This is a genomic window from Streptomyces sp. NPDC056835 (assembly GCF_042789485.1).
Lineage (GTDB): Bacteria > Actinomycetota > Actinomycetes > Streptomycetales > Streptomycetaceae > Streptomyces.
In genome coordinates, this window is record NZ_JBHUBB010000001.1 from 174,292 (window position 1) to 195,912 (window position 21,621).

Genomic DNA, 21,621 nt, shown 5'->3' on the forward strand with positions numbered 1-21,621 from the left:
GCCACAGGTGTCGCCACAGGTGCCGCGAGGGACGTCGCCCGGGAGCGCCGTCCGGTGGGGTGTGCTGGCGACGGGCGGGATCGCCGCGCGGTTCACCACGGACGTACAGGAGCTGCCGGACGCCGAGGTGGTGGCGGTGGCCTCCCGCAGCGACGCGTCCGCGAAGGAGTTCGCGAGCCGGTTCGGGATCCCCCGGGCGTACGGCGACTGGGCCGCGCTCGTCGCCGACGAGGAGGTGGACGTCGTCTACGTGGCGACCCCGCACTCCGCGCACCGGGCCGCCGCCGGACTGGCCCTGGCCGCCGGAAAGCCGGTGCTGTGCGAGAAGGCGTTCACGCTCAACGCGCGCGAGGCCGGTGAGCTGGTGTCGCTCGCCCGGGAGCGCGGTCTCTTCCTGATGGAAGCCATGTGGATGTACTGCAACCCCGTCATCCTGCGGCTGGTGGAGCTGGTCAGGGACGGCGCGATCGGCGAGATCCGTACCGTCCAGGCCGACTTCGGTCTCCAGGGCCCGTTCGCCGCCGACCACCGGCTGCGCGACCCGGCGCTCGGCGGCGGAGCGGTACTCGATCTCGGCGTCTACCCGGTCTCCTTCGCACACCTGCTGCTGGGCGAGCCCGACCGCGTCCAGGCCGACGCGCTGCTCTCGCCCGAGGGCGTCGACCTCAACACCGGGATGCTGCTGGGCTGGGACTCCGGGGCGACGGCGCTGCTCACCTGCTCGGTGACGGCCGGGACTCCGGTGACGGCGACGGTGACGGGCACGGCGGGCCGGATCGAGGTGCCGTCCGGTTTCTTCTCGACGGAGCGGTTCGTACTGCACCGGGACGGCGCGGAGCCCGAGGAGTTCACCGGCGACGGCGCACTGCACGGCCTCCAGTACGAGGCGGCCGAGGTGATGCGCTGTCTGCGGGCCGGAGTGACCGAATCCCCGCTGGTGCCGCTGGACGGCACGCTCGCGGTGATGCGGACGCTCGACGCGGTACGGGACCGTATCGGCGTCCGCTTCCCCGCCGACGACGGCGGCGGAGCGGCCTGACCCGTCGGACCGCTCCGGGTCCGAACGCGTCGGACCGCTCCGGGCCTGAACCGCGTCAGACCGGCTTGAGCCCCGGATCGCCCGCCTCGGTCACGAAGGACGCCGCCGTCGTGACCGGGGCGCCGGGTGTCGTGATGACCTCGACCGTCTTGAAGTCCGCCCGCGCCCGCCGCTCACCGAGCGCCACCGTGACGTAACCGCGCCGCCCGTTGTAGAACCTCATGTGCGGGTTGGCCTCCATGAACGTGGCCCAGTTGGAGGGCCGGTCCGTGCCGTCCTTGCCGCTGGAGATCGAGGTGGCGACGATCTCGGTGCCGAGCGTGCGCGACCCCGGGTTGTCCCAGTCCTTCTTCAGGTCGTACGCGTAGCCGGTGTGTACGTCACCGGTCAGCACCATGAAGTTCTTGAGACCGGCCGCCTCGACCCCGTTCAGCAGCCGCTGCCGGGAGGCGGGGTAGCCGTCCCACGAGTCCATCGACAGCTTGTGGTCGGCCGTCGGCAGATTGCGGCGCCGGGCGAAGGTCACCTGCTGGGGTACGACGTTCCAGGTCGCCGTGGACTTCTTCCAGCCGTCCAGCAGCCAGCGCTCCTGGACCGGTCCTGTCATCGTGCGCCCCGGGTCCTCGGACTCCGGGCCTGGCAGCTGCCAGCCGTCGCCGTACGCCTGGTCGTCGCGGTACTGGCGGGTGTCGAGGATGTCGAACTGCGCGAGCCGTCCGAAGCGCAGCCTGCGGTAGAGCCGCATGTCCGGGCCGTTGGGCCGCTGCGGGGCGCGCAACGGCTGGTTCTCCCAGTACGCGCGGTACGCGGAGGCCCGGCGCAGCAGGAACTCCTCCGGCGGCACGTCGTTCTCGGGGACGTCGCCCGCGTAGTTGTTCTCGGTCTCGTGGTCGTCCCAGGTGACGACGAAGGGGTGCGCGGCGTGCGCGGCCCGCAGATCCGGGTCGGACTTGTAGAGGCCGTAGCGCATCCGGTAGTCGTCCAGCGTGACCGTCTCGCGGTTGAAGTGCGCGGGCAGCTCGCGGTCCTGGTAATTGCGGGCGCCGCCCACGGAGTTGACGGCGTACTCGTAGAGGTAGTCGCCGAGGTGGAAGACCACGTCGAGGTCTTCGGCCGCGAGGTGCTTGTACGCGGTGAAGTAGCCGTCGTGGTAGGCCTGGCAGGAGACGGCGGCGAAGGACAGCGCGCTCGTCCTGGCGTTCGCGGCGGGCGCGGTACGGGTCCGGCCGACCTCGCTGATCCAACTGCCGGTGCGGAAGCGGAAGTAGTACACCCGGCCCGGCGCGAGACCGGGGACCTCGACGTGCACGCTGTGGTTGAACTCGGGGTGCGCGTCGGTCTCTCCGCGCTTGGCGATCCGCTTGAAGGCCGCGTCGTGGGCCAGCTCCCACCGTACGGAGACCCGGTAGGCGGGCAGACCGCCGTCGGCCTCGTACGGGCGGGGCGCGAGCCGGGTCCAGAGCAGCACGCTGTCGGGGCTCGGGTCCCCGGAGGCGACGCCGAGGGTGAACGGGTCCTCGGTGATCTTCCTGGCGTCCAGCTCGGCGGCGCTCGCGACCCCCGTGCCCGGCAGATTGACGGCGAAGGCGAGCGCGGCGGCGGCAGCGGTGCCGGTGAGGAAGCGACGGCGGCCGAGGTGCGCGGCGGCGGCTCTGAACTCGGCGGAGTGGGTGCTGCCCGGTGCGGATCCGCCGGCTGTGCTGCGGCTGGCCGGTGCGTGGCGAAGTACAGGTGTCATGTGCCCCTCCCCTGACGGCGGCTGTCACTCGCATTGCAGTCGGGGGCGAAGACGCCCCGTTGTCGTGCGCACAACATGCGCATGGCGACTGGATGAGAACCGCGTGCTGCGCCAAGTTGTACCCCACGTAACGCGCGTACCCTGCCTGACCATGGACGCCATGCGGAACATCAACACCAAGGGGCGAATCGCCGTGGTGACGGGTGCCGGCTCCGGCATCGGGCGTGCGGTCGCGAGGGCGCTGAGCGGCGCGGGCTGGTCGGTGGTACTGGCGGGCCGCAAGCCCGAGAAGCTGGAGGAGACGACCCACGCCCTGACGGGCGACGCGCTGTCCGTACGGACCGATGTGTCGGAACCCGAGGACGTGGACGCGCTGTTCGCGGCGGTGCGCGAGCGGTACGGCCGTCTCGATCTGCTGTTCAACAACGCGGGCACGTTCGGCCCCGGCGGTGTGCCCCTGGAGGATCTGCCGTACTCGGCCTGGCGGAAGGTGGTGGACACGAATCTGACCGGTACGTTCCTGTGCGCGCAGGCGGCCTTCCGGCTGATGAAGGCGCAGGACCCGCAGGGCGGCCGGATCATCAACAACGGCTCTGTCTCGGCACACGCGCCCCGCCCGGACTCGGTGGCCTACACCGCCACCAAGCACGGTATGACCGGGCTCACCAAGTCGCTTTCGCTGGACGGCCGTCCGTACCGGATCGCCTGCGGGCAGATCGATATCGGCAACGCGGCCACGGACATGACCGAGCGGATGCGGCGGGGCGTGATGCAGGCGAACGGCGAGCTGGCGGTGGAACCGGTGATGGATGTGGCGGATGTGGCCACGACGGTGCTGCACATGGCGGAGCTGCCGCTGGAGGCGAATGTGCAGTTCGCGACGGTGCTGGCGACGGCGATGCCGTTCGTGGGCCGGGGCTGAGGAGGGCGCGGGGGCGCGGGGGCGGGGGGCGCGAGGGGGCTGCGGGGTGGTGCGAGGGTGCCTTGTGGTGTGCGGGAATGCGCCGGACCGCCGTCGCTGTTGGCCGGAACATGAGCCCGCACTCCGCATCCGCGTCCGCGTCCCCGCCTCCGTCCGCATCCCCGTCCCCGTCCGCGTCCGTGTCCGCGTCCGTGTCCGCGTCCGGCGAAACCCCCGGCGAGGTCCTTCGGTACACCGCGTTCTCGACCGACCCGGAGGGCGGCAACCCGGCCGGTGTCGTCCTGGACGCGGCCGGGCTCGGTGACGACGCGATGCTCGCGATCGCGGCGGAGCTGGGCTACAGCGAGACCGCCTTTCTGACCGCCCCGCCGCGGGGCCTCGGCGAGCCGGGCCGGGCCTTCACCGTCCGGTACTTCAGCCCGAAGGCCGAGGTCCCCTTCTGCGGACACGCCACGATCGCCACCGCCGTGGCACTCGCCGAGCGGACAGGACCCGGCGATCTCGTCTTCGAGACCCGCGCCGGGACCGTCCCGGTGACGGTCACCGAACAGGACGGCGCGCTGCGGGCCACGCTCACCAGCGTCGAGCCCTACGTCACGGAGGCGGGCACCCAGGACGTACGGGAGGCGCTGGCCGCGCTGCGCTGGCCGGCGACCGATCTCGACCCGGCGCTGCCGTCCCGTATCGCCTTCGCCGGAGCCCGCCACCTCGTCCTGGCCGCCGCGACGCGGGCCCGGCTGGCGGATCTCTCGTACGACTTCGATCGCCTCGAAAGGCTCATGACCCGGCTGGATCTGACGACCATTCAGCTGGTCTGGCGGGAGTCGGCGACCGTCTTCCATGTCCGCGACCCCTTCCCGGTGGGCGGCGTGGTCGAGGATCCGGCGACGGGGGCCGCGGCGGCGGCGTTCGGCGCGTACGCGCGTGAACTCGGCGTCGTACCGGGCGAGTCGGTGCTCACCCTGCACCAGGGCGCGGACATGGGCCGCCCGGGAGTGCTGACGGTGGAGCTGCGGCCGGACGACCCGCGCGTCCGGGTGGGCGGCGCGGGCGCCCGGATCCCGGAGCGGTCCTGAACGAGTAGGAGGCCGCGCGGATAGGTGGGGCGACGTCGCGGACACGGGCCTGGGAATTCACGCGGCAGGCAGGGCGCGGTTCTCCTTCATCCGGCTGACGCGCAGCGGCCCGCTCCACCCGGAACGCCGCCACGAACTCATCCACCATGCCTCACCCGTTGAGGAATTCCGCACACCGGTACGGGCCCAGCGCGGGTCCGTCGGACGGCCGCGGGGTCACCTCGACATCGTCCGTCCTGACCTTCGGGTCGAGTACGGACTGGGCGCGCGCCGGCGTGCACACCAGCTGCCCCGTGCCCTGGTCGCGCCCCGACTCCGTGTAGCGGCCGTCGAGGTGCACTGTGACGCGGGTGCCCGTTCCGGTCACCGTGCAGCCGTCCAGATGCTGCACGAGGGAGGTGAGCCCGTCGCGCAGCTCGGCGGGCCTCTGTCCGGCGATCCGCGCCTCCCGCCTCCACCCGACGGTGGCGCTGAACGCGACGTGAGGCGGCGGCGTACCGGGCCGCCCTCGTCACGCCTTGAGGCGGCGCGCGGCGGCAGGGCCCGGGACCGACCGTTCCGGAACTCGCGTACGAGGCATACGCCAGGCGAACAGCACGTATCCCAGACATCTCGACCGCCCGAATTCTTGCTCCTGGATCCCGGTAGGCGTGGCAACAGGCCGCCCCACTCGCCACTCTGGGTCTCCCTAAACCAACTGCGCCATGCATCAAGGGAGTTCGGCGGTGGAACTGCCCAGTTTCGAGACGACGGTCGCCATCGTCAGCATCGTGATCCCCACCGCGGCCTTCGTATGGGAGTTCGCCGTCGTCGGACGCAAGCGGCTCGGCTACCGCGTGCAGATGGACGCGCTGGCCGCGGACGTGACCCACTCGCCGTACGCGGAGGTCCTGCAGAACATGCGGGAGAACGGCAGCAGGCTGACCGACCCGTCGTTCGTGCTGCTGCGCATCGAGAACGCGGGCTGGGCCGAGATCCGCGAGGACGACTACATGACGCCCGCCGGCGACCCGAGCGGCATACGGGTCACGTTCCGCGGCCGCCGGGTGGTGGGCCTCGTGGTGACCTATCTGAGCCAGCCCGAACTGCAGGACTTCTTCACCGAGCCGGCCGAGGGGCAGGCCGGGTTCGCCATCGACGACGACACCGACGCCGGGGTCATCAGACTGCCGAAGGCGATGCTCAACTCCCGTGCCCACTACAAGGTGCTCGCCGTCCTGGAACGCAGGTCCGGCGACCAGCGCGACACTTTCCCCGACCCGGAGTTCCGTGGCGACGTCAGCGGGCGGCGCATCACCTGGATCGACCGGGTGGCCGGCTATTTCCGGTTCAAGATGGCCAGGACCGAGAGCCATACGTTCGCTTCGCCGGCGGCGCGGCTGGGCATCGCCCTGCTGGCACTCGGCGTCCTGACCCAGAGCCTCTTGGTGTTTCTGCGCGCCGACCCACCGCCGCTGGACTGCGCCGACGGAACCCTGCGCCTGCACGGTTCCACCGCGCTCGCCCCGGCCGTGCGGGCCGTCGCCGAGGACTATCTGGACCGGTGCGCGGGGGCGGGCGTGGCGATCCCCCTTGAGGACGACACTTTCGACGGCAGCACCAACGGCATCAACGACCTGGAGAAAGCCGGCCGGGACGCCAAGGTCCCCGTCGGCGACGGGCTCGATGACCACATCGCCTTCACCGACGGCCTCGTCTCCGACGGCCATCCCCGGCTGATCCCCCAGCCCGTGGCCATCTCCGTGTTCACCCTCGTGGTGAACAAGGACGCGGGCGTCGAGAACCTGAACCTCGAACAAATTCGCAGCATCTACTCCGGAGAGACCACGTACTGGTCCGAGGTGGGCGGCAACAAGATCCCCATACATCTCATCAGCCGGGACTCCAACTCGGGCACCCGCAGCGCCCTTGTCGAGCGCGTCCTGGACGGCCATCAGCATCCGCAGTTCACCGTGACCGACTGCGCGGCCCTGAAGCAGGACGAGTACGGCCGCTGCGAGGTCGACAGCACGGGCACGCTGCTGGACAGGACTGCCACGACCACCGGTGGCCTCGGCTACAGCGAGGCGAGCAGAGTGGACGAACGCGAAGCCGGTGACAGCCTCGTCAAGCTGAAGATCGACGGCAAGAAGCCGACGGCGGAGAGCGTCGAGGAGGCCGGCTACCCGTACTGGCAGACCGAGTTCGCCTACACGTACGGCGAGGCGCCCCCGGGCTCGGTCGCCGCGGCCTTCCTGACCTTCCTCACCCAGCAGAGCGGCAGGGACATCCTGCGCGAGTACGGCCACGGCCTCTGCTCCGAATTGCAGGACTCGGGACAGTGCGAGCCGGTATAGCCCCCGCGGCCCGCATCGGGAGATCACCGGCGGCCTGAAGGAACTCGGGCCCGGAGGTGCGGCGGCGGGGCGCCGCCGCTGAAAACGCTCACTGGCGCAGGGACCGGCGTGCCATAGGAATTCCCTATGGCACCTGCTGACATTTGGTCTTTGCCTCTCATTCGGGAAATCGAGAACTCGCGGGAGAGCGGGCCCTGGTCACGGGTGGTTCTCGCGGAATCGGAGCGGCCGTCGTACGCCAATTCCCGGACGCGGGCGCCGACGTGCTCACGACCGCCAGGTCGGCGAGGGGCACAGTGCCGGAGGGAGCCACTTTCGTGGAGGCCGACGTGCGGACCCGGGCCGGAGCGGAGACGCCGGCCGCGGCCGCGCGGGACCTGCTCGGCGGGGTGGACATCCTGGTCCACAACGCGGGTGGCGCGCGACCCGGCGAAGGCAACGGCACCGCGCCGCTGGGGCGCGATGTCCGGCCAGACGACATCGCCCACGCGGTGCTGTTCCTCGTGTCCGACCGGGCGAGCTGGCTGACCGGGAGGAATATCGTCGTGGACGGCGGCGAATTCCCCATGGGCTGACGCCGACGAGGTCGCCAGGGCAGCATGCCGCACGAACATCAAGTCACGTGAGACAACCTCTAAGCCTTGATCGGTGCGGCCGACCTGGCGGCCTGCTCGATCTTCGCGCGGTAGGCCGCACGGGCTTCCTCGTCGATCTGCTTCTCGTGTTCGGGGCGCAACCCGGTCCGGCCGTCGAGGCCCTCGCGCAGGATATCGGCGTGCCCGGCATGCCGGTTGGACTCACCGAGGACATGGACCATGACGGCGAACAGGTTCGTGTCGGCATAAGGCTCCGGCCACCACGGCACGTGGCCGGGGACGTCGAGGGGAAGCTCGTTGATCGTCGCGTCCGAGTGTTCCCACGTGCGCCGGTAGAACCCGATGATCTGATCGCGGGTCTCGTCCTCGGCCGCCCACAGATCGCCGCCGTTGTAGTCCTGCCACCGGGGCAACGCTTCCGGGGAAGGGCGGTCGAAGACCTCGCCGAAGTACCTGGCCTCGACGGTGGCCACGTGTTTGACCAGGCCGAGGAGGTTGGTCCCGGTCACCGTCAAAGGCCGGCGGGCGTCATATTCGGACAAGCCGTCGAGTTTCCAGAGCAGCGCCTCGCGGTCCCGCCGCAGTCTCCCGTGCAGGTTGTCCTTCGCGAATTCATCGATCATGCGGCATGAACCTTCCATGGGCTGCTCGTGGTCTCAAGATCCCGTACGTGGTCCGCAACGACTGGCAGAGCCGAGGCCTGGCTATGGCCGTAGCCCTGACCTGCTACAAGAAGCTCGCGAAACTCGCCACGTGAGACAACCTCTCAGTAGCAGGTCTACTGCTTTAGGGCGTTCAGAACCATCGACCACCAGGTATCAGGCGCAGAGAAGGCCATCGGGTCCCGCTCCGCCAGAGCCTTATGGAGATCATGCGCACCCCGCCTTCTTTCTTCGACGGTGGCTTCAGCGGTGTTCTCCTTGTGCAGGGAAATCCGGTACAGGAATTCGATGAAATCATCCAGGGAATGGTTGACGATCTCGGCCTGGGGGCCGTGCGGCCCGGTGGAGAGAAGAACGACATAGCGACGTTTGAGGTCGAGGAAGTACCTGATCTCCGGACTGTCCGTAGGGCTGCCAAGGATGAAAATCCTCACGGATTCATCGCCGCTTTCGACAGGCACGACAGTGAAGACCTTCGGAAGTCCCTGAACTTTTAAGGTGAATAGGACATCCACGAAGGTGGGCAGGCCGACTTCGGCCAGAAGTTTGGCGTCTTCTGCGGGAATTCCCCTCTTCAGGGAAGCATTCACGTCCAGATTGATGACGTTGTCTTCGCCGAACAGATGAACGAGTTCTATGTGCGTTGCCACGGAGTCCAACTTTCTTGCTGTGAGATGGAGCTGACGCTTCGTTCCGAGCCGGAGGCCATCTTCCATTCCTCCGCGTAACGAGTCACAGGCGATCCTCCAACCGAGCACGAATGGATGAATAGTCGCGGCCCGGAAAAACATCCGGAAACACCCGGAGCATATTCGTTAGATTATTTGCACTGTCTGAAAAATCTCGCCTATCCAGAGAGATGTCCGCAAAAAGATACTGCCAGCCGTGAACACCCTTCGTAAGGAGCAGCATTCTGAGATATTCACAGTAGTCGATGTCGAGTTGAATGAATCCTGGCGGATAGGGCGGCTGCCCGATGTCTGCGACAGCGCTGTACCAGAGCTCAAGTTCGTCGACGCCTGCTTGCATGCGGATGTAGGTCTGACTCCCCGCACCCGATCGCGGCGTCCGATCGATAGGACACAGCTGTGACAAGAATTCGCGATGGAAGTCCGTTTTTCCTCGCGCCGTCCCAGGATCGCTGGCCTGGAGGGCATCGTGAAAATTGATGAGGTTGAACTCTCCGCTGATGTCTGGCAAAGCTTCAACGGCTCCCCAGGCGGCACCGAGTTCATAGAACCGCAGATAGCAGCTCAGCATGTTTTCGCTGAATCGCACCCCTTCCCATGATTCATCGTATTCCTCCGGAAGTATGTTGCCGAGTGGCATATCCAGGTCCACGCCACTGCACGTCGACTCCAAGAGAGGGCAGTTTTTGATCTCTTCCAGAGAATCTAGATGTAACTGCTCGTTCCGGGTGAGTGGCGACATCTTTTCCTCCGCACAGTTGCCGTTCCAAATTCAGAAGGGGCCATTGAGGCAACGAAGTGGCTTCAACCGCTTGGACGTACGCGTCGTCCAATATCTGGCGGGCAACACCCAGGTCAAGCTTGACTCCCATATTCGCCCTCTTGACCAACCGGACCCGATCGCATGCGTATTGGGCTCGCCGCCATCGAAGCCCCAGGCCATGTTATCCGCTTGGTTCCAATGGCGAGCACCGGGCCGCACCATAGTGATGGTGCCGGGCACACCGTCGCAGCCCAACGATGGCAGACACCGTGGCTAAGAGCATGTCTCACGTGGTGGGTTGGTGTGCAGCGGCATGATTGCTCTTTGTGGGTTCTGATCTGTCGCGGCGACTGGTTCCTGACGGGTTATGGGTTCTCGTCGCACCGTTGCTGCCGTCGTTCACGCCGCGCCGTCAGGGCGGTGGTACCGCTCCGGTGAACGAGCGGGCGGTGTTCACGGCCGTGGTGTACGCGCTGACCAGCGGGTGTGCGTGGCGGCGTCTGCCGCCGACATGCGGGGTCTCGTCGGCGACCGCGTTGCTGGGCGCAGCTCGCCGCGGGCAGGCTGCCCGGCCGCTCCAGTGCGAACCGGTGGATTCCGGACCGTGCCCCCGCCGGCGGGCCGGGCCTCACCGCGCTACGGCATCCGGCCGCGCTGCGGGCAGCCGGTATGGACGTCGATCAGGACGTGACCCGCCGTCTGGCCGCAGCACTCGGCGAGGATGTCGCCAGAGACGACGCGGCCACCGTTCGCGCCGTCCTCCACCGGTACACCGACGCCCTGGGAACCACTGAACGGCCGCCTACCAGTCGGTCAGGTCCACGACGAGATCGCAATGTGGATCGTCCAGTGAGGGCCGGTAGCGCTCCTCCTCCTCGATGAGAGAAGGAATCGAGGCGGTCAGCGCGGTGGTTTGGTCAGTGAGGCGAATGTCGACGCCGATGAGACTGGAGTGGCCTGGACGCTCCACGTACACGCGCATCAGGCCGTCGTCCTTCATCAGAAAGCCGATCACGAAGGGGTTCTCATCATCAGGCCCGCCCCCGAGCCCGAGCCCGAGGAGAGCCCTCAGCGCCTTGCCCTCCTCCGGCTCAGGCGCGGGGGTGATCTCCTCCGGGCGAAGGCGGAAGAGTGTCATTCCGAGCACATCACTGACGTCGCCACTGCCGTAGAACTGGGGTTCGGACAGAATGGCGCGCAGGACGCCGGGAATGCGTGCGGGAGCCACGCTGTCGTGGGGGATCTCGTAGAGGAACGTATCGCTTCCCTCGCCCTCGCCCGCGCGAATGGCAATCCGTACGGCACCAGAGGCAGGGAGGACACCACGCAGTCGGCAGCCTTCGGCAATGGGGGCGTTGAGGTAGTACAGCAGGTGACGGCTGATGCCTGCCTGCTGCTCCCGGTCTTCGGAGTCGGTCACCAATTCATCCAGGCGGGGCACTTGTTGTGTGGCTGGTTGCGGCAAAGGCATTGATGACGCCGATCTTCTGACCTCGGCCGGCATCGTACTCTCCGTCCTTGGTCTTGCGGATGTTGTGCCGGTGGGTGAATGGTTCCGCCCGAGATGGGCGTTCCCAATCCGGGTGACGATGTGGCGCCCATCACGGTCGGTGGAGTCGCGGTGAACGGTCTTGTTCCACGCCGGACCCGATACGGCCTGAGCGGATTGCACGGTCCCGGAGAGCAGCGTCGCGGTGGTCAGTCCAGCAGCAGACATCGCGATGATCCTTTCATGGGGCGAGACTGACATACGCTCACCGGAGCACTTAAGGCTCACCAGCCTTCCGCTGGTGGAGGGTGTCTTGCGTTCGGGCAAGCCTGGCTGTGGTGCGCGGAGAATCACCGCATCCCAGTGATCAGGACGAGTGCCCGCAGTGGCCACATGGTGGCTACCTCCATGGCTGCCTTGGGTGGCTCGGACTAGGCCCACCGATCCACGAAGAAGGGCCTCTGACCTGTGATTTCGCTGGTCAGGGGCCCTTGCTGGCAGACGAGTCGGGCTGTACGCCGGATTTTGTTCACCGGTCGGCCTCGCGGCCGTCCGGGAGACGGCCATCCATCTAGGACCGGCGTTGCCGCCGGTCTCGTGCGGTCTACCCGCGGACTCGGGCGGGCAGCCCTCGATCGTCCGCGCAGGAGCACCGGGGTGCTCCCTCTTGACCTTGCTCCGGGTGGGGTTTACCTAGCTGCCCAGGTCACCCTGGGCACTGGTGGTCTCTTACACCACCGTTTCACCCTTACCGAGGCCCGTACGGATACGGTCCCCGGCGGTTTGTTTTCTGTGGCACTGTCCCGCGGGTCACCCCGGGTGGCCGTTAGCCACCACCCTGCCCTGTGGAGTCCGGACGTTCCTCGGCAAGATCGAAGATCTTGACGCGGCCGTCCGCCCGGCTCGTCTGCCGTGTCGGCCATGGTACCCGGCGGGAGCGGGGCGGAGTGCGTCGGCGCCGGTGGGGGCCGGGGGACGGGCCTCGGGAGGACGGGCCTCGGGGGGTGGCGGGTGGTGCGGCTGGTGGGGCGGCGGGTGGGGTTGACCTTGTCGCGACGTCAAGGTTTGTACTGGACTCATGCGGATCGCAGAGATCGCCGCCCTCGTCGGGGTCACCACGCGGGCGGTACGGCACTACCACCACCTGGGCCTGCTGCCCGAACCCGCCCGGCGGGCCAATGGCTACCGTGACTACTCGGTACGGGACGCCGTCCTCCTGGCCCGGATCAGGCGGCTGACCGAGCTGGGGCTCGCCCTGGACGAAGTGCGGGACGTGATCGCCGACGACGCCGGGCGCGAACTCAGCGAGGTGCTGGGTGAGCTGGACGCCGATCTGGCGCGGCAGGAGGCCGAGATCCGGGCCCGCCGCGGCAGGCTCGCCGAGCTGATGGAGAGCCCGCCGTCCGCCGAAGGGCCGGTGTCCCCCGCGCTGGCGCGGCTGCTGGGCGCCGCCCCGGCGATCGACTCGCCCATGGGCGCCAAGGACCGCGAACTGCTGATCCTGTTCGACACCTCCCTGGGCCACGAGGAGTTCTACGAGGCGCTGCGACCGCTCTCCGAGAGCGCGGATCTTCCCGGTCTCTATCAGCGGCTGGACGAGCTCGCCGACGCGGCGCCCGACGACCCCCGGATCGCGCCCCTCGCCGACGCCGTCGTCGACGCCGTCCCGGACGAGGTGCTTTCCCTGATCGCGAAGGCACCGGGGCAGCCGTTCGTCGCCGGGTTCGGGGAAGCCCTGCTCGCCGATTTCGCCCCGGCCCAGGCCGAGGTAGCCCGTCTGATCATGGAGGCGCTGGCCGTGAAGGTGGCGCGAAAGGAAGGAGGATCGGCGTGAAGTGGGTCGTACCGCTCGTCATCGTGGGTGAAATCGGGCTCGTCGGCTGTCTGTTGGCGGGGGTGGCGGTCCCCGCCCCCGTGCTCCTCGGCGCCGAGGCCGTCGTGCTCACGCTCCTCGCGCTGGAGGCCGTGGTCCTGAGCCGGCGGTACACGCGGGCCCGGCGGACCGGCGCCGGCCGCCGGGACGCGGTCGCCTCGGCGGTCCGCAGCGGCGTGCCCGAGCCCGTACAGCGGTGTCTCGCGCACGAGATACGGGGCCTGAGCAGCCTTGGGCGGTGGGTCGCGCGTCGTACGCACGGGGTACGGGAAGGTGATCACGCCGCGCCGTACACCGGCCCGCAGACGGCGATGATGTACGGCCTGCTCTTCGTCGCCGTCGTCGAGACCGTGGCGCTGGCCGTGCTGATCCCCTGGCCGGTGGTGCATCTGGTCATGCTGGTGGTGGACGTCTATACGGTGCTGATGGTGCTCGCGTTGCACGCGGGCTGTGTGACACGGCCCCATGTGGTGGGCGCGGACGGGTCGTTGAGGATCCGGTACGGCTCGCTCTTCGACCTGCCCGTCGAGGCGGCGCGGATCGCCTCCGTCCATGTCGACCGGCGCTACCCGCGGAGCGGCGGGCTGATCACCTTCGACCCGGCCGATGACGGGGTCCTCGATCTCGCGGTGGGCGGCCAGACGACCGTACGGGTGGAGCTGACCGCGCCCGTCACGTTCGTACGGCCCCTCGGGCGGCGCGGACGGGCCCGGGTGGTCCGTTTTCACGCTGACGGTCCCGCCGAACTGGTCAAGGCACTCACCCAGGCACTCACGCGGGCACGAACAGCGCCTTCACCGACCCTGGACTTGCTCGGATGAGCCGCACCCGCAGCCGCTCCCCCAGCGGGAGCGGTGTGCCGCCGCCCTCGATACGGGCGATCACGGCGGGGTCCACCAGCTGGATCGTGCCGACGGCCGGATCGTGCTCCCGCACATCGATCACGTACCCGTCGAAGATCTCCCCGACCCTGTCCCTGAGCAGTGCCGCCGCCACGAGGTCGACGCACTCGCGCTCCACGGTACTGGCCCGTTCCGCCCCCTCGGCCATCTCCTTCGGCAGCCCGTCCAGGGCCGCAAGCACCCACTCCGGCGGTTCCCGGCCCGCCACCGCGCTCAGACAGATCTCCCCCGCGTACCGGTCGACGAGCCGCCGCAGCGGGGCCGTGCAGTGGGTGTACGGAGCGGCGACCGCCGCGTGGACGGCGGGCCGCGGGACACGGCCGCCGGTGAACGCGGTGTAGCCCGCGCCGTGCAGCAGCGCCGTGCACTCCTGGAGGAAGGCGGCGTGGCGGGCGTCGCGGGGATCGAGGGATCGGACGATCTCGGCGTACGCGACATGGTGCGGCCAGTCGATGCCCAGCGCCTTCGCCGAGCGGCGGAGCCGGCCGACGGTACCGTCCGGGGCGCTGGGCGGCATACGGAGGATGCCGGTGCCGGCGGTCAGCATCAGCTGAGCGGCGGCCATGCCGGTGAGCAGGGAGAGCTGGGCGTTCCAGTGCTCGACGGGGAGGGGGGCGCGGTACGCGACGTCGTACGAGGTGTCTGCCACGCGGGACCGGCTGCCGCCGGACTGTCCGCCGTCGGACTGTCCGCCGCCGGACTGTCCGCCGTCGGACCGGCTGCCGTCGGAGTCCGGTCGGTGCTCCACGATCTCCTGTTCGGGAACGCGGAGGGAGATACCGCCGCGCTCCCGCTCCAGCCGTTCGCGCAGCAGCCCGATCTCCTTCAGCAGGGCAAGGGACTCCGGGGCCGTCCCCGCGTCGATCTCCCGCTGCGCGGCCACGTGGTCGAACCTTGCCCTGCTCCGTACGAGCGTTCTGCGGACCCCGGCCGAGACGGTCCGGCCCTCCGCGTCCAGATCGATCTGCCAGAGCAGGGCGGGCCTGGTCCGGTCGGGCAGCAGACTGGCGGCGTCCTCGGAGAGGACGGTGGGGTACAGCGGCACGCTGCCGTCGGGGAAGTAGAGGGTCTGTACGCGACGATGGGCCTCGGCGTCGAGCGAGCCGCCCGGGGAGACGAACGCGGCGACATCGGCGATCGCGTAATGGACCCGGAAGCCGCCGTCCGCGCGCCGGGCCAGTCGCATCGCCCGGCCGAGCTCGGTGGCGGCGGGCGGGGCGATGGTGAACAGCTCGACGGCGGCGGCGTCGTGGTCCCGCGCCCAGCCGTCGTGCGGCGGCCGTGGGGCCCGTACGGCCCGCTCCGTCTCGGCGCGGACGGCGGGCGGGAAGGCCCCGGGCACGTCGAGCGCCGTACGCAGCTCACCCAGGGCGGCCCGCAGCGGAGCCTCGGCTGCGCCGGTCGTGTGCATGTGACGGCGGGGCATGAACCGAGCGTATGGCGGACGGAAGCGGGGGGCACGGCGAGCACGCGCACCCCGCCCCCGAGGGCCCGAGGGCGGCCGGACAGGGCCTAGGCTGACGCGGGGGCCGCGCCCCCTGTGCCGTACGTCATCCGAGGAGAACCACCGTGCTCGTGCTGTTGCCGCCGTCGGAAGGAAAGGCCGCTTCCGGGCGCGGCGCTCCGCTGAGGCCGGAGTCCCTTTCCCTGCCGGGGCTGGCCGCGGCCAGGGCCGCCGTGCTGGACGAACTGGTCGAGCTGTGCGCCGCCGACGAGGAGAAGGCACGTCAGGTGCTCGGTCTCAGCGAGGGGTTGCGCGGCGAGATCGCGAAGAACGTGGAGCTGCGTACGTCGGGCACGCGCCCGGCCGGGGAGATCTACACCGGTGTGCTGTACGACGCGCTGGATCTGGCCACCCTCGACACCGCCGCGCGGCGGCGGGCGGCGAAGACGCTGCTGGTCTTCTCCGGGCTGTGGGGCGCGGTACGGGTGGGCGACCGGATCCCCCCGTACCGCTGCTCGATGGGCGTCAAGCTGCCGGGTCTCGGCGCTCTGGGCGCGTACTGGCGCGGGCCGATGGAGTCCGTCCTGCCGGAGGTGGCGGGCGGCGGGACCGTGCTCGATCTGCGCTCGTCGGCGTATGCCGCCGCGTGGAAGCCGAAGGGCGAGCTGGCGGGGCGCACGGCGACGGTGCGGGTGCTGCACGCGCGGATCGATCCCGCGACGGGGGCGGAGAAGCGGTCCGTGGTCAGCCACTTCAACAAGGCGACGAAGGGCCGGCTGGTACGGGATCTGCTGACCTCGGGCGCCCGGCCGAAGGGCCCCGCCGAGCTGGTGGAGACGCTGCGGGAGCTGGGGTACGTGGTGGAGGCGACCGCTCCGGAGAGGGCGGGGCGTAGCTGGGCGCTGGACGTGGTGGTCACGGAGATCCACTGAGTGCCGGAGATTCACTGAGTCCCGCGCTTACGACGCGGTGCGCCCCGCGATTCCGACGCGGTGCGCCCCGCGCTTCTGATGCGGCCCGACACTTCCGACCTGTTGCGCCCTGCGCAACGCTCATTGCGCAGAATGGCACGGGCGCGGCAGGATGTGGCCATGACCTCCGCGCCCGTGGCTTCCGTGCTCGATCTCGCCCCCGTCATCCCTGTCGTCGTCCTCGACGATGCCGCCGACGCCGTACCCCTCGCCCGCGCCCTCGTCGCGGGCGGACTGCCCGCGATCGAGGTGACGCTGCGGACGCCGGCCGCGACGGCGGCGATCCGCGCGATCGCGGCCGAGGTGCCGGAGGCGGTGGTCGGCGCGGGCACGGTCATCACGGCCGACGCCGTGGCCGGCTCGGTGAAGGCGGGCGCGCGCTTCCTGGTCAGCCCGGGGTGGACGGACACGCTGCTGACCGCGATGCGGGACTCGGGCGTGCCGTTCCTGCCGGGGGTGTCGACCACCTCGGAGGTCGTGGCGCTGCTGGAGCGCGGGGTGACGGAGATGAAGTTCTTCCCGGCGGAGGCCGCGGGAGGCACGGCCTATCTCAAGTCCCTGGCCGGTCCGCTGCCGGGGGCCCGGTTCTGTCCCACGGGCGGCATCACCGCGGAGAAGGCACCGTCGTATCTCGCCCTGCCGAACGTCGGCTGCGTCGGCGGTACATGGATGCTCCCGGCGGACGCGCTGGCGGCCAAGGACTGGGACCGGGTCGAGTCACTGGCCCGCGAGGCATCGACCCTGCGCGAGGCACGCCGCTCCTGACGCCGTGCGGCCCCGGACGGCCGCGCGCCCCCGGACGGCCGACGGCGCGCGCACGTCAGCGCAGATGCGAGGTGTCGTTCAGGAGCCGCACCGACGCGTTGCCGTCCGCGTAGTACGCCACCGCCGACAGCGAGGCCGCCGACAGCTCCATCCGGAACAGGGACTCCGGCGGTGCGCCGAGAGCCAGCCGGACCAGGGTCTTCACCGGGGTGACATGCGTGACCACCAGTACCGTTCTGCCCCGGTAGCGCTCCAGCAGCCGGTCGCGGACGGCCGCGACGCGCCGTCCCACGGCCGTGAAGCTCTCGCCACCGCCGGTCGGCGCGACATCGGGTGAGGCGAGCCAGGCACTCAGATCGTCGGCGTACCGCTCCCGTACCTCCGCGAACGTCAGCCCCTCCCAGGCACCGAAGTCCGTCTCGCGCAGGCCCTCTTCGACGGTGACGTCCAGACCGAGCCGGGACGCCACGGCCGCCGCCGTCTCACGGCAGCGCCTGAGCGGTGAGGAGACGATCTCCTGGACGGTGCCGCGCGCGGCCAGCGACGCGGCGACGGCCTCGGCCTGTCGGCGGCCGGCCGCCGACAGCTCCGGATCGCTGCCGCCGCTGCCCGAGAAGCGCTTCTCCGGGGTGAGCGCGGTCTCGCCGTGCCGCAGCAGTACGAACGTGACGGGGGCGCCGAGGTCGGCGGAGGCCCCCCAGCCCACGGACGCGGCAGGCGCGGAAGCGGAAGACGTGGACGCCGCCTCCATCCGGCCCGTCCGGTCCGTCTCTGCCGTCCGGTCCGTCCGCTCGGTGCGGTCCTGTGCCGTCCGGTCCGTCTGTGCCTCCCGGTCCGTCTGTGCCGCCCGCCCCACGGCCTCGCTCGCTTCCGCCTCCGTCATCGCCGCCCGTGCCGCGCTCGCGTCCAGCGCCGCCGTGGACGCCGACGGATCCCATTGCCCGCCGTTCCTGCCCGCGTCCATCGCCTCGTTGGCCAGCCGGTCCGCGTGCTTGTTCCGCTCGCGCGGGATCCACTCGAAGGTGACCTGCCCGGCGGGGAAGATCCGCGCCGCCTCGGCGGCCAGCGGCTTCATGTCCGGGTGCTTGATCTGCCAGCGCCCCGACATCTGCTCGACGACGAGCTTGGAGTCCATCCGGACCCTGATCGCGGCGGCCGGGTCCAGCGCCTTGGCGGCGGTCAGCCCGGCGATCAGACCCTTGTACTCGGCGACGTTGTTGGTGGCGACACCGATGTACTCGGCCGCCTCGGCGAGCGGTTCACCGGTCCGGCCGTCGAGGACGACCGCACCGTACCCGGCGGGCCCCGGGTTGCCCCGGGAGCCGCCGTCCGCCTCGACGATGAACTGCCGCATCACAGACCCGAGTCGGCGGTACGCACCAGAATGCGGCGGCAGTTCTCGCACCGCAGCACGGCGTCCGCGGCGGCTGCCTTGACCTCGTTGACCTCGGTGATGTTCAGCTCCAGCTGGCAGCCCTCGCAGCGGCGCCGGAACAGCCGCGCCGCGCCCACCCCGCCCTGCTGGACGCGCAGCTTCTCGTACAGCTTGAGCAGGTCGGCGGGCACGGACGCGGCGACGACCTCGCGCTCCTTGGTGACGGTCGCGGCCTCGCGGTCGAACTCCGCGACAGCGGCGTCACGGCGCGCGGCGGCGTCGTCGGCCTTGGCCTGGACGGAGGAGACACGTTCCGTCAGCTCGCCGACCCGCTCCTGCGCGGACTCACGGCGCTCCATGACTTCGAGGACGACATCCTCCAGATCGCCCTGCCGCTTGGCGAGGGAGACGATCTCGCGCTGAAGGTTCTCCAGGTCCTTGGGCGAGGTGACCGCGCCGGAGTCCAGGCGCTGCTGGTCGCGTACGGCGCGCTGGCGCACCTGGTCGACGTCCTGCTCCGCCTTGGTCTGCTCACGGGCGGTGTCGCTCTCCTCGGTCGTCGAGGCGACAAGCAGGTCGCGCAGTTGAGCGAGGTCCTTCGCGAGGGACTCGATCTCGGCGTGCTCGGGCAGCGCGGTGCGCTTGTGGGCGAGCTGCGACAGTCGTACGTCGAGGGCCTGGACGTCGAGGAGTCGGATCTGGTCGGCGGGGGCGGCGTTCAGTTGGGGGCTCCTGAGAAGTCGGAGGAGTGGTGGGCTGACCAGGGGTCGGTGACCGTCTTCGAGACATGGACCCGCAGGTCCCAGCCATGGCGGTCGGAAATCTCGTCGAGCTGGGCGGCGGCCTGCTCGCACCAGGGCCATTCGGTGGCCCAGTGCGCGGCGTCGACCAGCCCGAGCGCGCTCTGCTGGGTGGCCTCGGAGACCGGGTGGTGGCGCAGGTCGGCGGTGAGGAACGCGTCCACGCCCGCCGCTCTGACCTGGTCGAAGAGGCCGTCGCCCGAGCCGCCGCTGACGGCGACCGTACGGACGGGCGCGTCCGGGTCGCCCGCGATCCGGATGCCCTGGGCGGTGCCGGGCAGCCGGTGCGCGACGCGTGCGGCGAAGTCGCGGAGGGTCGCGGGATGGTCCAGCTCGCAGATCCTGCCGAGGCCGCGCCGTCCGGCGGGGTCCGTGGGATCGGGTACGAGGGGCCGTACGACCCGCAGGTCCAGCGCGCCGGCGAGGGCGTCGGAGACACCGGGGTCGGCGGTGTCGGCGTTGGTGTGCGCGACATGCAGCGCGATGTCGTGCTTGATGAGGGTGTGCACGACGCGCCCCTTGAACGTGGAGGCCGCGACCGTCGTCGTACCGCGCAGATAGAGCGGGTGATGGGTGACGATCAGCTCGGCGCCGAGCCGTACCGCTTCGTCCGCGATCTCCTGGACGGGGTCGACCGCGAACAGGACCCGGGTGATCGTGGCACCGGGGTCACCGCAGACCGTGCCGACGGCGTCCCACTGCTCGGCCCGCTCGGGCGGCCAGAGGGCGTCGAGCGCGGCGAGGACGTCCGCCAGACGGGGCGCGGAGGGAGCGTCGGCGGAGACGGGTGAGGGGACGGCTGGGGGGACAGGGGGCACGGTGCAAAGGCTACCTGTCCCGCGTGTCCCGCCCACCATGGCTACGGCGGTCGCTGTGGCCATGGTGGGCGGGGGCGTTCCACGGTGGGGCATGGGCGTTGCAGGGTGGGGCGGGGGCGTTGCAGGGTGGGGCGGGGGCGTTCCAAGGTGGGGCAGGGGCGTTCGCGCCCGGCGCCCGTTACTTGACGAGGTAGCCGCGCAGGTCGTCGAGGACCTGGTCCGCCGCCGTCACGCCGAGGCCCAGGTACCAGGTCTCGTCCTTGACGTCCTTCGCCTGCCCCGCCTTGACCGCCTTCAGGTTCTTCCACAGCGGGTTGGAGCGCGCGGTGTCCCGCTGGGTCTTCTTCGGGTCGCCGTACACACCCGTGAAGATCCAGTCCGCGTCCGCGTCGTCGATCTTCTCCGGGCTGATCTCCACGGCCAGATCGTTGATCTGCTGGTTCTTCGGCCGCGGCAGGCCGACGTCATCGAGGATCGTGCCGATGAAGGACGCCTTCGCGTACAGCCGCAGCCGGTCCGGCATGTAGCGCACCATCGAGACGGCCGGCTTGTCGGGGCCGATCTCCGTGCCGAGGGTGGCCGCCTTCTTGTCGTACGCGGCGAGTTCGGCCTTCGCCTCCGCGGTGCGGTCCAGCGCCTGGGCGTTGAGGAGGTAGTTCTCCTTCCAGGTGAAGCCGGGGCGGATGGCGAAGACCGTCGGGGCGATCGCGGCGAGTGCCTGGTACTTGTCGGCCGCGCGCAGCTGGCTGCCGAGGATGAGGTCGGGCTTGAGTCCGGCGATCGCCTCCAGGTTGAGGTTGTTGATCGTGCCGACGCTCTTGGGGTCGCCCGCGCCCTTCCGCAGATAGCTGGGGATGCCCTCGGCGCCCTCGGTCGGCGCGTACCCGACGGGTTTCATACCGAGGGAGACGACGTTGTCGAACTCACCGACGTCCAGCACGACGACCCGCTCGGGGCGCTTCTTCAGCTCCGTCGTCCCCATGGCGTGGGTGATCGTGCGCGGGAACTGGCCCGGCTTCGCGTCGGTCCCGTAGGCGGCCGTCTTCTTGGCCGCGTCGGCGAAGTCCTTGCCGCCCGTGGCGACGGCGGCCTTCTTGTCGCCTCCGTCCGACGCGGCGGAGCCACTGTTGGAGGAGTCGCCGCTGCCGCAGGCCGCGAGGGAGAGCGCGGCGGCGAGAGCGACGGCGGCGGCTGTGCCACGGCGTCTTATGGACATCTTGATGCTCCTGAAAGGCGGTACTCGTTGAGATGCGGGTGAGACAGATGCGGGTGAGACGAGATACAGACGAGATACGGGTGGGATACGGATGGGATCGAACGTGGTTGGTAAGGCGTGCCTTACTTTAAGCACTGCCCTTCCGGC

Annotated in this window: 22 protein-coding genes and 1 other RNA gene; 11 read left to right on the top strand and 12 right to left on the bottom strand. The window is 70.0% G+C overall.

Going from position 1 to position 21,621, the window contains the following annotated elements:
* Positions 1 to 19 precede the first annotated feature (19 nt).
* Positions 20 to 1,039 carry a Gfo/Idh/MocA family protein gene (locus ACFRMN_RS00790; RefSeq protein WP_383011185.1) on the top strand — a complete coding sequence of 340 codons (1,020 nt, stop codon included), beginning with the start codon at positions 20 to 22 and terminating at the stop codon, positions 1,037 to 1,039.
* A gap of 55 nt (positions 1,040 to 1,094) precedes the next feature.
* On the opposite strand, the gene ACFRMN_RS00795 is transcribed toward ACFRMN_RS00790, so the two are convergent.
* On the bottom strand, positions 1,095 to 2,777 hold the full coding sequence (locus ACFRMN_RS00795; protein WP_383011188.1) for an alkaline phosphatase D family protein: 1,683 nt from the start codon (positions 2,775 to 2,777) through the stop codon (positions 1,095 to 1,097).
* Between the two features lie 151 nt (positions 2,778 to 2,928).
* Between ACFRMN_RS00795 and ACFRMN_RS00800 the strand changes: the two genes are divergently transcribed.
* A complete protein-coding gene (locus tag ACFRMN_RS00800) occupies positions 2,929 to 3,699 on the top strand; it encodes an SDR family oxidoreductase (protein WP_383011191.1) in 771 nt (256 codons plus the stop codon).
* 110 nt (positions 3,700 to 3,809) lie between these two features.
* Positions 3,810 to 4,775: a PhzF family phenazine biosynthesis protein gene (locus ACFRMN_RS00805; protein WP_383011193.1), complete on the top strand. Its 966-nt coding sequence runs from the start codon at positions 3,810 to 3,812 to the stop codon at positions 4,773 to 4,775.
* A 151-nt stretch (positions 4,776 to 4,926) separates the two neighbouring features.
* On the opposite strand, the gene ACFRMN_RS00810 is transcribed toward ACFRMN_RS00805, so the two are convergent.
* Complete coding sequence (locus tag ACFRMN_RS00810) at positions 4,927 to 5,166, bottom strand: hypothetical protein (protein WP_383011196.1); 240 nt, start codon at positions 5,164 to 5,166, stop codon at positions 4,927 to 4,929.
* A gap of 334 nt (positions 5,167 to 5,500) precedes the next feature.
* Here ACFRMN_RS00810 and ACFRMN_RS00815 point away from each other — a divergent pair, with 334 nt between their 5' ends.
* Entirely contained in the window at positions 5,501 to 7,111 is a 1,611-nt protein-coding gene (locus ACFRMN_RS00815) for a substrate-binding domain-containing protein (RefSeq protein WP_383011199.1), read from the top strand.
* A gap of 143 nt (positions 7,112 to 7,254) precedes the next feature.
* Entirely contained in the window at positions 7,255 to 7,686 is a 432-nt protein-coding gene (locus ACFRMN_RS00820; RefSeq protein WP_383011202.1) for an SDR family oxidoreductase, read from the top strand.
* 59 nt (positions 7,687 to 7,745) lie between these two features.
* Here the strand turns inward: ACFRMN_RS00820 and ACFRMN_RS00825 are convergent, their stop codons facing one another.
* Positions 7,746 to 8,330 (bottom strand): DinB family protein, encoded by a 585-nt coding sequence (locus tag ACFRMN_RS00825; protein ID WP_383011205.1) that lies wholly within the window; start codon positions 8,328 to 8,330, stop codon positions 7,746 to 7,748.
* A 5-nt stretch (positions 8,331 to 8,335) separates the two neighbouring features.
* Here ACFRMN_RS00825 and ACFRMN_RS00830 point away from each other — a divergent pair, with 5 nt between their 5' ends.
* The gene (locus ACFRMN_RS00830; protein ID WP_383011208.1) at positions 8,336 to 8,464 is read left to right on the top strand and encodes a hypothetical protein; all 129 of its coding nucleotides are present in this window, start codon (positions 8,336 to 8,338) and stop codon (positions 8,462 to 8,464) included.
* A gap of 21 nt (positions 8,465 to 8,485) precedes the next feature.
* Here the strand turns inward: ACFRMN_RS00830 and ACFRMN_RS00835 are convergent, their stop codons facing one another.
* Complete coding sequence (locus ACFRMN_RS00835; RefSeq protein WP_383011210.1) at positions 8,486 to 9,019, bottom strand: SUKH-4 family immunity protein; 534 nt, start codon at positions 9,017 to 9,019, stop codon at positions 8,486 to 8,488.
* Positions 9,020 to 9,101: 82 nt separating this feature from the next.
* Positions 9,102 to 9,800: a hypothetical protein gene (locus ACFRMN_RS00840; protein ID WP_383011213.1), complete on the bottom strand. Its 699-nt coding sequence runs from the start codon at positions 9,798 to 9,800 to the stop codon at positions 9,102 to 9,104.
* 347 nt (positions 9,801 to 10,147) lie between these two features.
* Here ACFRMN_RS00840 and ACFRMN_RS00845 point away from each other — a divergent pair, with 347 nt between their 5' ends.
* Positions 10,148 to 10,615: a transposase gene (locus ACFRMN_RS00845; RefSeq protein WP_383011216.1), complete on the top strand. Its 468-nt coding sequence runs from the start codon at positions 10,148 to 10,150 to the stop codon at positions 10,613 to 10,615.
* Between the two features lie 8 nt (positions 10,616 to 10,623).
* Here the strand turns inward: ACFRMN_RS00845 and ACFRMN_RS00850 are convergent, their stop codons facing one another.
* Both ACFRMN_RS00850 and rnpB read right to left on the bottom strand, forming a co-directional pair.
* Positions 10,624 to 11,241, bottom strand: a complete 618-nt coding sequence (locus ACFRMN_RS00850; RefSeq protein ID WP_383011218.1) for a hypothetical protein — start codon at positions 11,239 to 11,241, stop codon at positions 10,624 to 10,626.
* A 567-nt stretch (positions 11,242 to 11,808) separates the two neighbouring features.
* Positions 11,809 to 12,216: RNase P RNA component class A (rnpB, locus tag ACFRMN_RS00855), an RNA gene on the bottom strand.
* A gap of 172 nt (positions 12,217 to 12,388) precedes the next feature.
* Here rnpB and ACFRMN_RS00860 point away from each other — a divergent pair.
* Together ACFRMN_RS00860 and ACFRMN_RS00865 are read left to right on the top strand one after the other, a co-directional pair.
* Positions 12,389 to 13,144, top strand: coding sequence for a MerR family transcriptional regulator (locus tag ACFRMN_RS00860; protein WP_383011221.1), 756 nt, complete (start codon positions 12,389 to 12,391; stop codon positions 13,142 to 13,144).
* Positions 13,141 to 14,004, top strand: coding sequence for a hypothetical protein (locus ACFRMN_RS00865; RefSeq protein ID WP_383011224.1), 864 nt, complete (start codon positions 13,141 to 13,143; stop codon positions 14,002 to 14,004). The genes ACFRMN_RS00860 and ACFRMN_RS00865 overlap by 4 nt, the downstream gene beginning before the upstream one ends.
* On the opposite strand, the gene ACFRMN_RS00870 is transcribed toward ACFRMN_RS00865, so the two are convergent.
* Positions 13,955 to 15,511, bottom strand: a complete 1,557-nt coding sequence (locus tag ACFRMN_RS00870) for an RNB domain-containing ribonuclease (RefSeq protein WP_383011227.1) — start codon at positions 15,509 to 15,511, stop codon at positions 13,955 to 13,957. The genes ACFRMN_RS00865 and ACFRMN_RS00870 overlap by 50 nt on opposite strands.
* 143 nt (positions 15,512 to 15,654) lie before the next feature.
* On the opposite strand from ACFRMN_RS00870, the gene yaaA reads away from it, so the two are divergent.
* Positions 15,655 to 16,461 carry a peroxide stress protein YaaA gene (gene yaaA, locus ACFRMN_RS00875; RefSeq protein ID WP_383011229.1) on the top strand — a complete coding sequence of 269 codons (807 nt, stop codon included), beginning with the start codon at positions 15,655 to 15,657 and terminating at the stop codon, positions 16,459 to 16,461.
* A gap of 159 nt (positions 16,462 to 16,620) precedes the next feature.
* Positions 16,621 to 17,265 carry a bifunctional 4-hydroxy-2-oxoglutarate aldolase/2-dehydro-3-deoxy-phosphogluconate aldolase gene (gene eda / locus ACFRMN_RS00880; RefSeq protein WP_383011232.1) on the top strand — a complete coding sequence of 215 codons (645 nt, stop codon included), beginning with the start codon at positions 16,621 to 16,623 and terminating at the stop codon, positions 17,263 to 17,265.
* Positions 17,266 to 17,320: 55 nt separating this feature from the next.
* On the opposite strand, the gene ACFRMN_RS00885 is transcribed toward eda, so the two are convergent.
* From ACFRMN_RS00885 to ACFRMN_RS00900, 4 genes are all read right to left on the bottom strand, one after another.
* Positions 17,321 to 18,619 carry a bifunctional RNase H/acid phosphatase gene (locus tag ACFRMN_RS00885; protein ID WP_383011235.1) on the bottom strand — a complete coding sequence of 433 codons (1,299 nt, stop codon included), beginning with the start codon at positions 18,617 to 18,619 and terminating at the stop codon, positions 17,321 to 17,323.
* Positions 18,619 to 19,362 (bottom strand): zinc ribbon domain-containing protein, encoded by a 744-nt coding sequence (locus ACFRMN_RS00890; RefSeq protein WP_383012006.1) that lies wholly within the window; start codon positions 19,360 to 19,362, stop codon positions 18,619 to 18,621. The genes ACFRMN_RS00885 and ACFRMN_RS00890 overlap by 1 nt, the downstream gene beginning before the upstream one ends.
* Complete coding sequence (locus ACFRMN_RS00895) at positions 19,359 to 20,258, bottom strand: Nif3-like dinuclear metal center hexameric protein (RefSeq protein ID WP_383011238.1); 900 nt, start codon at positions 20,256 to 20,258, stop codon at positions 19,359 to 19,361. Before ACFRMN_RS00895 ends, ACFRMN_RS00890 begins: the two co-directional genes overlap by 4 nt.
* A gap of 178 nt (positions 20,259 to 20,436) precedes the next feature.
* A complete protein-coding gene (locus ACFRMN_RS00900) occupies positions 20,437 to 21,474 on the bottom strand; it encodes an ABC transporter substrate-binding protein (protein WP_383011241.1) in 1,038 nt (345 codons plus the stop codon).
* Between the last annotated feature and the right edge of the window lie 147 nt (positions 21,475 to 21,621).

Bases quoted from the DNA above. Each gene is read 5' to 3' on its own strand.
- ACFRMN_RS00830 (WP_383011208.1), top strand. From the start codon at position 8,336: ATGAACCTTCCATGGGCTGCTCGTGGTCTCAAGATCCCGTACGTGGTC.
- ACFRMN_RS00805 (WP_383011193.1), top strand. From the start codon at position 3,810: ATGAGCCCGCACTCCGCATCCGCGTCCGCGTCCCCGCCTCCGTCCGCA.
- ACFRMN_RS00860 (WP_383011221.1), top strand. From the start codon at position 12,389: ATGCGGATCGCAGAGATCGCCGCCCTCGTCGGGGTCACCACGCGGGCG.
- ACFRMN_RS00870 (WP_383011227.1), bottom strand. From the start codon at position 15,511: ATGCCCCGCCGTCACATGCACACGACCGGCGCAGCCGAGGCTCCGCTG.
- ACFRMN_RS00825 (WP_383011205.1), bottom strand. From the start codon at position 8,330: ATGATCGATGAATTCGCGAAGGACAACCTGCACGGGAGACTGCGGCGG.
- ACFRMN_RS00800 (WP_383011191.1), top strand. From the start codon at position 2,929: ATGGACGCCATGCGGAACATCAACACCAAGGGGCGAATCGCCGTGGTG.
- ACFRMN_RS00885 (WP_383011235.1), bottom strand. From the start codon at position 18,619: ATGCGGCAGTTCATCGTCGAGGCGGACGGCGGCTCCCGGGGCAACCCG.
- eda (WP_383011232.1), top strand. From the start codon at position 16,621: ATGACCTCCGCGCCCGTGGCTTCCGTGCTCGATCTCGCCCCCGTCATC.
- ACFRMN_RS00900 (WP_383011241.1), bottom strand. From the start codon at position 21,474: ATGTCCATAAGACGCCGTGGCACAGCCGCCGCCGTCGCTCTCGCCGCC.
- ACFRMN_RS00795 (WP_383011188.1), bottom strand. From the start codon at position 2,777: ATGACACCTGTACTTCGCCACGCACCGGCCAGCCGCAGCACAGCCGGC.
- ACFRMN_RS00840 (WP_383011213.1), bottom strand. From the start codon at position 9,800: ATGTCGCCACTCACCCGGAACGAGCAGTTACATCTAGATTCTCTGGAA.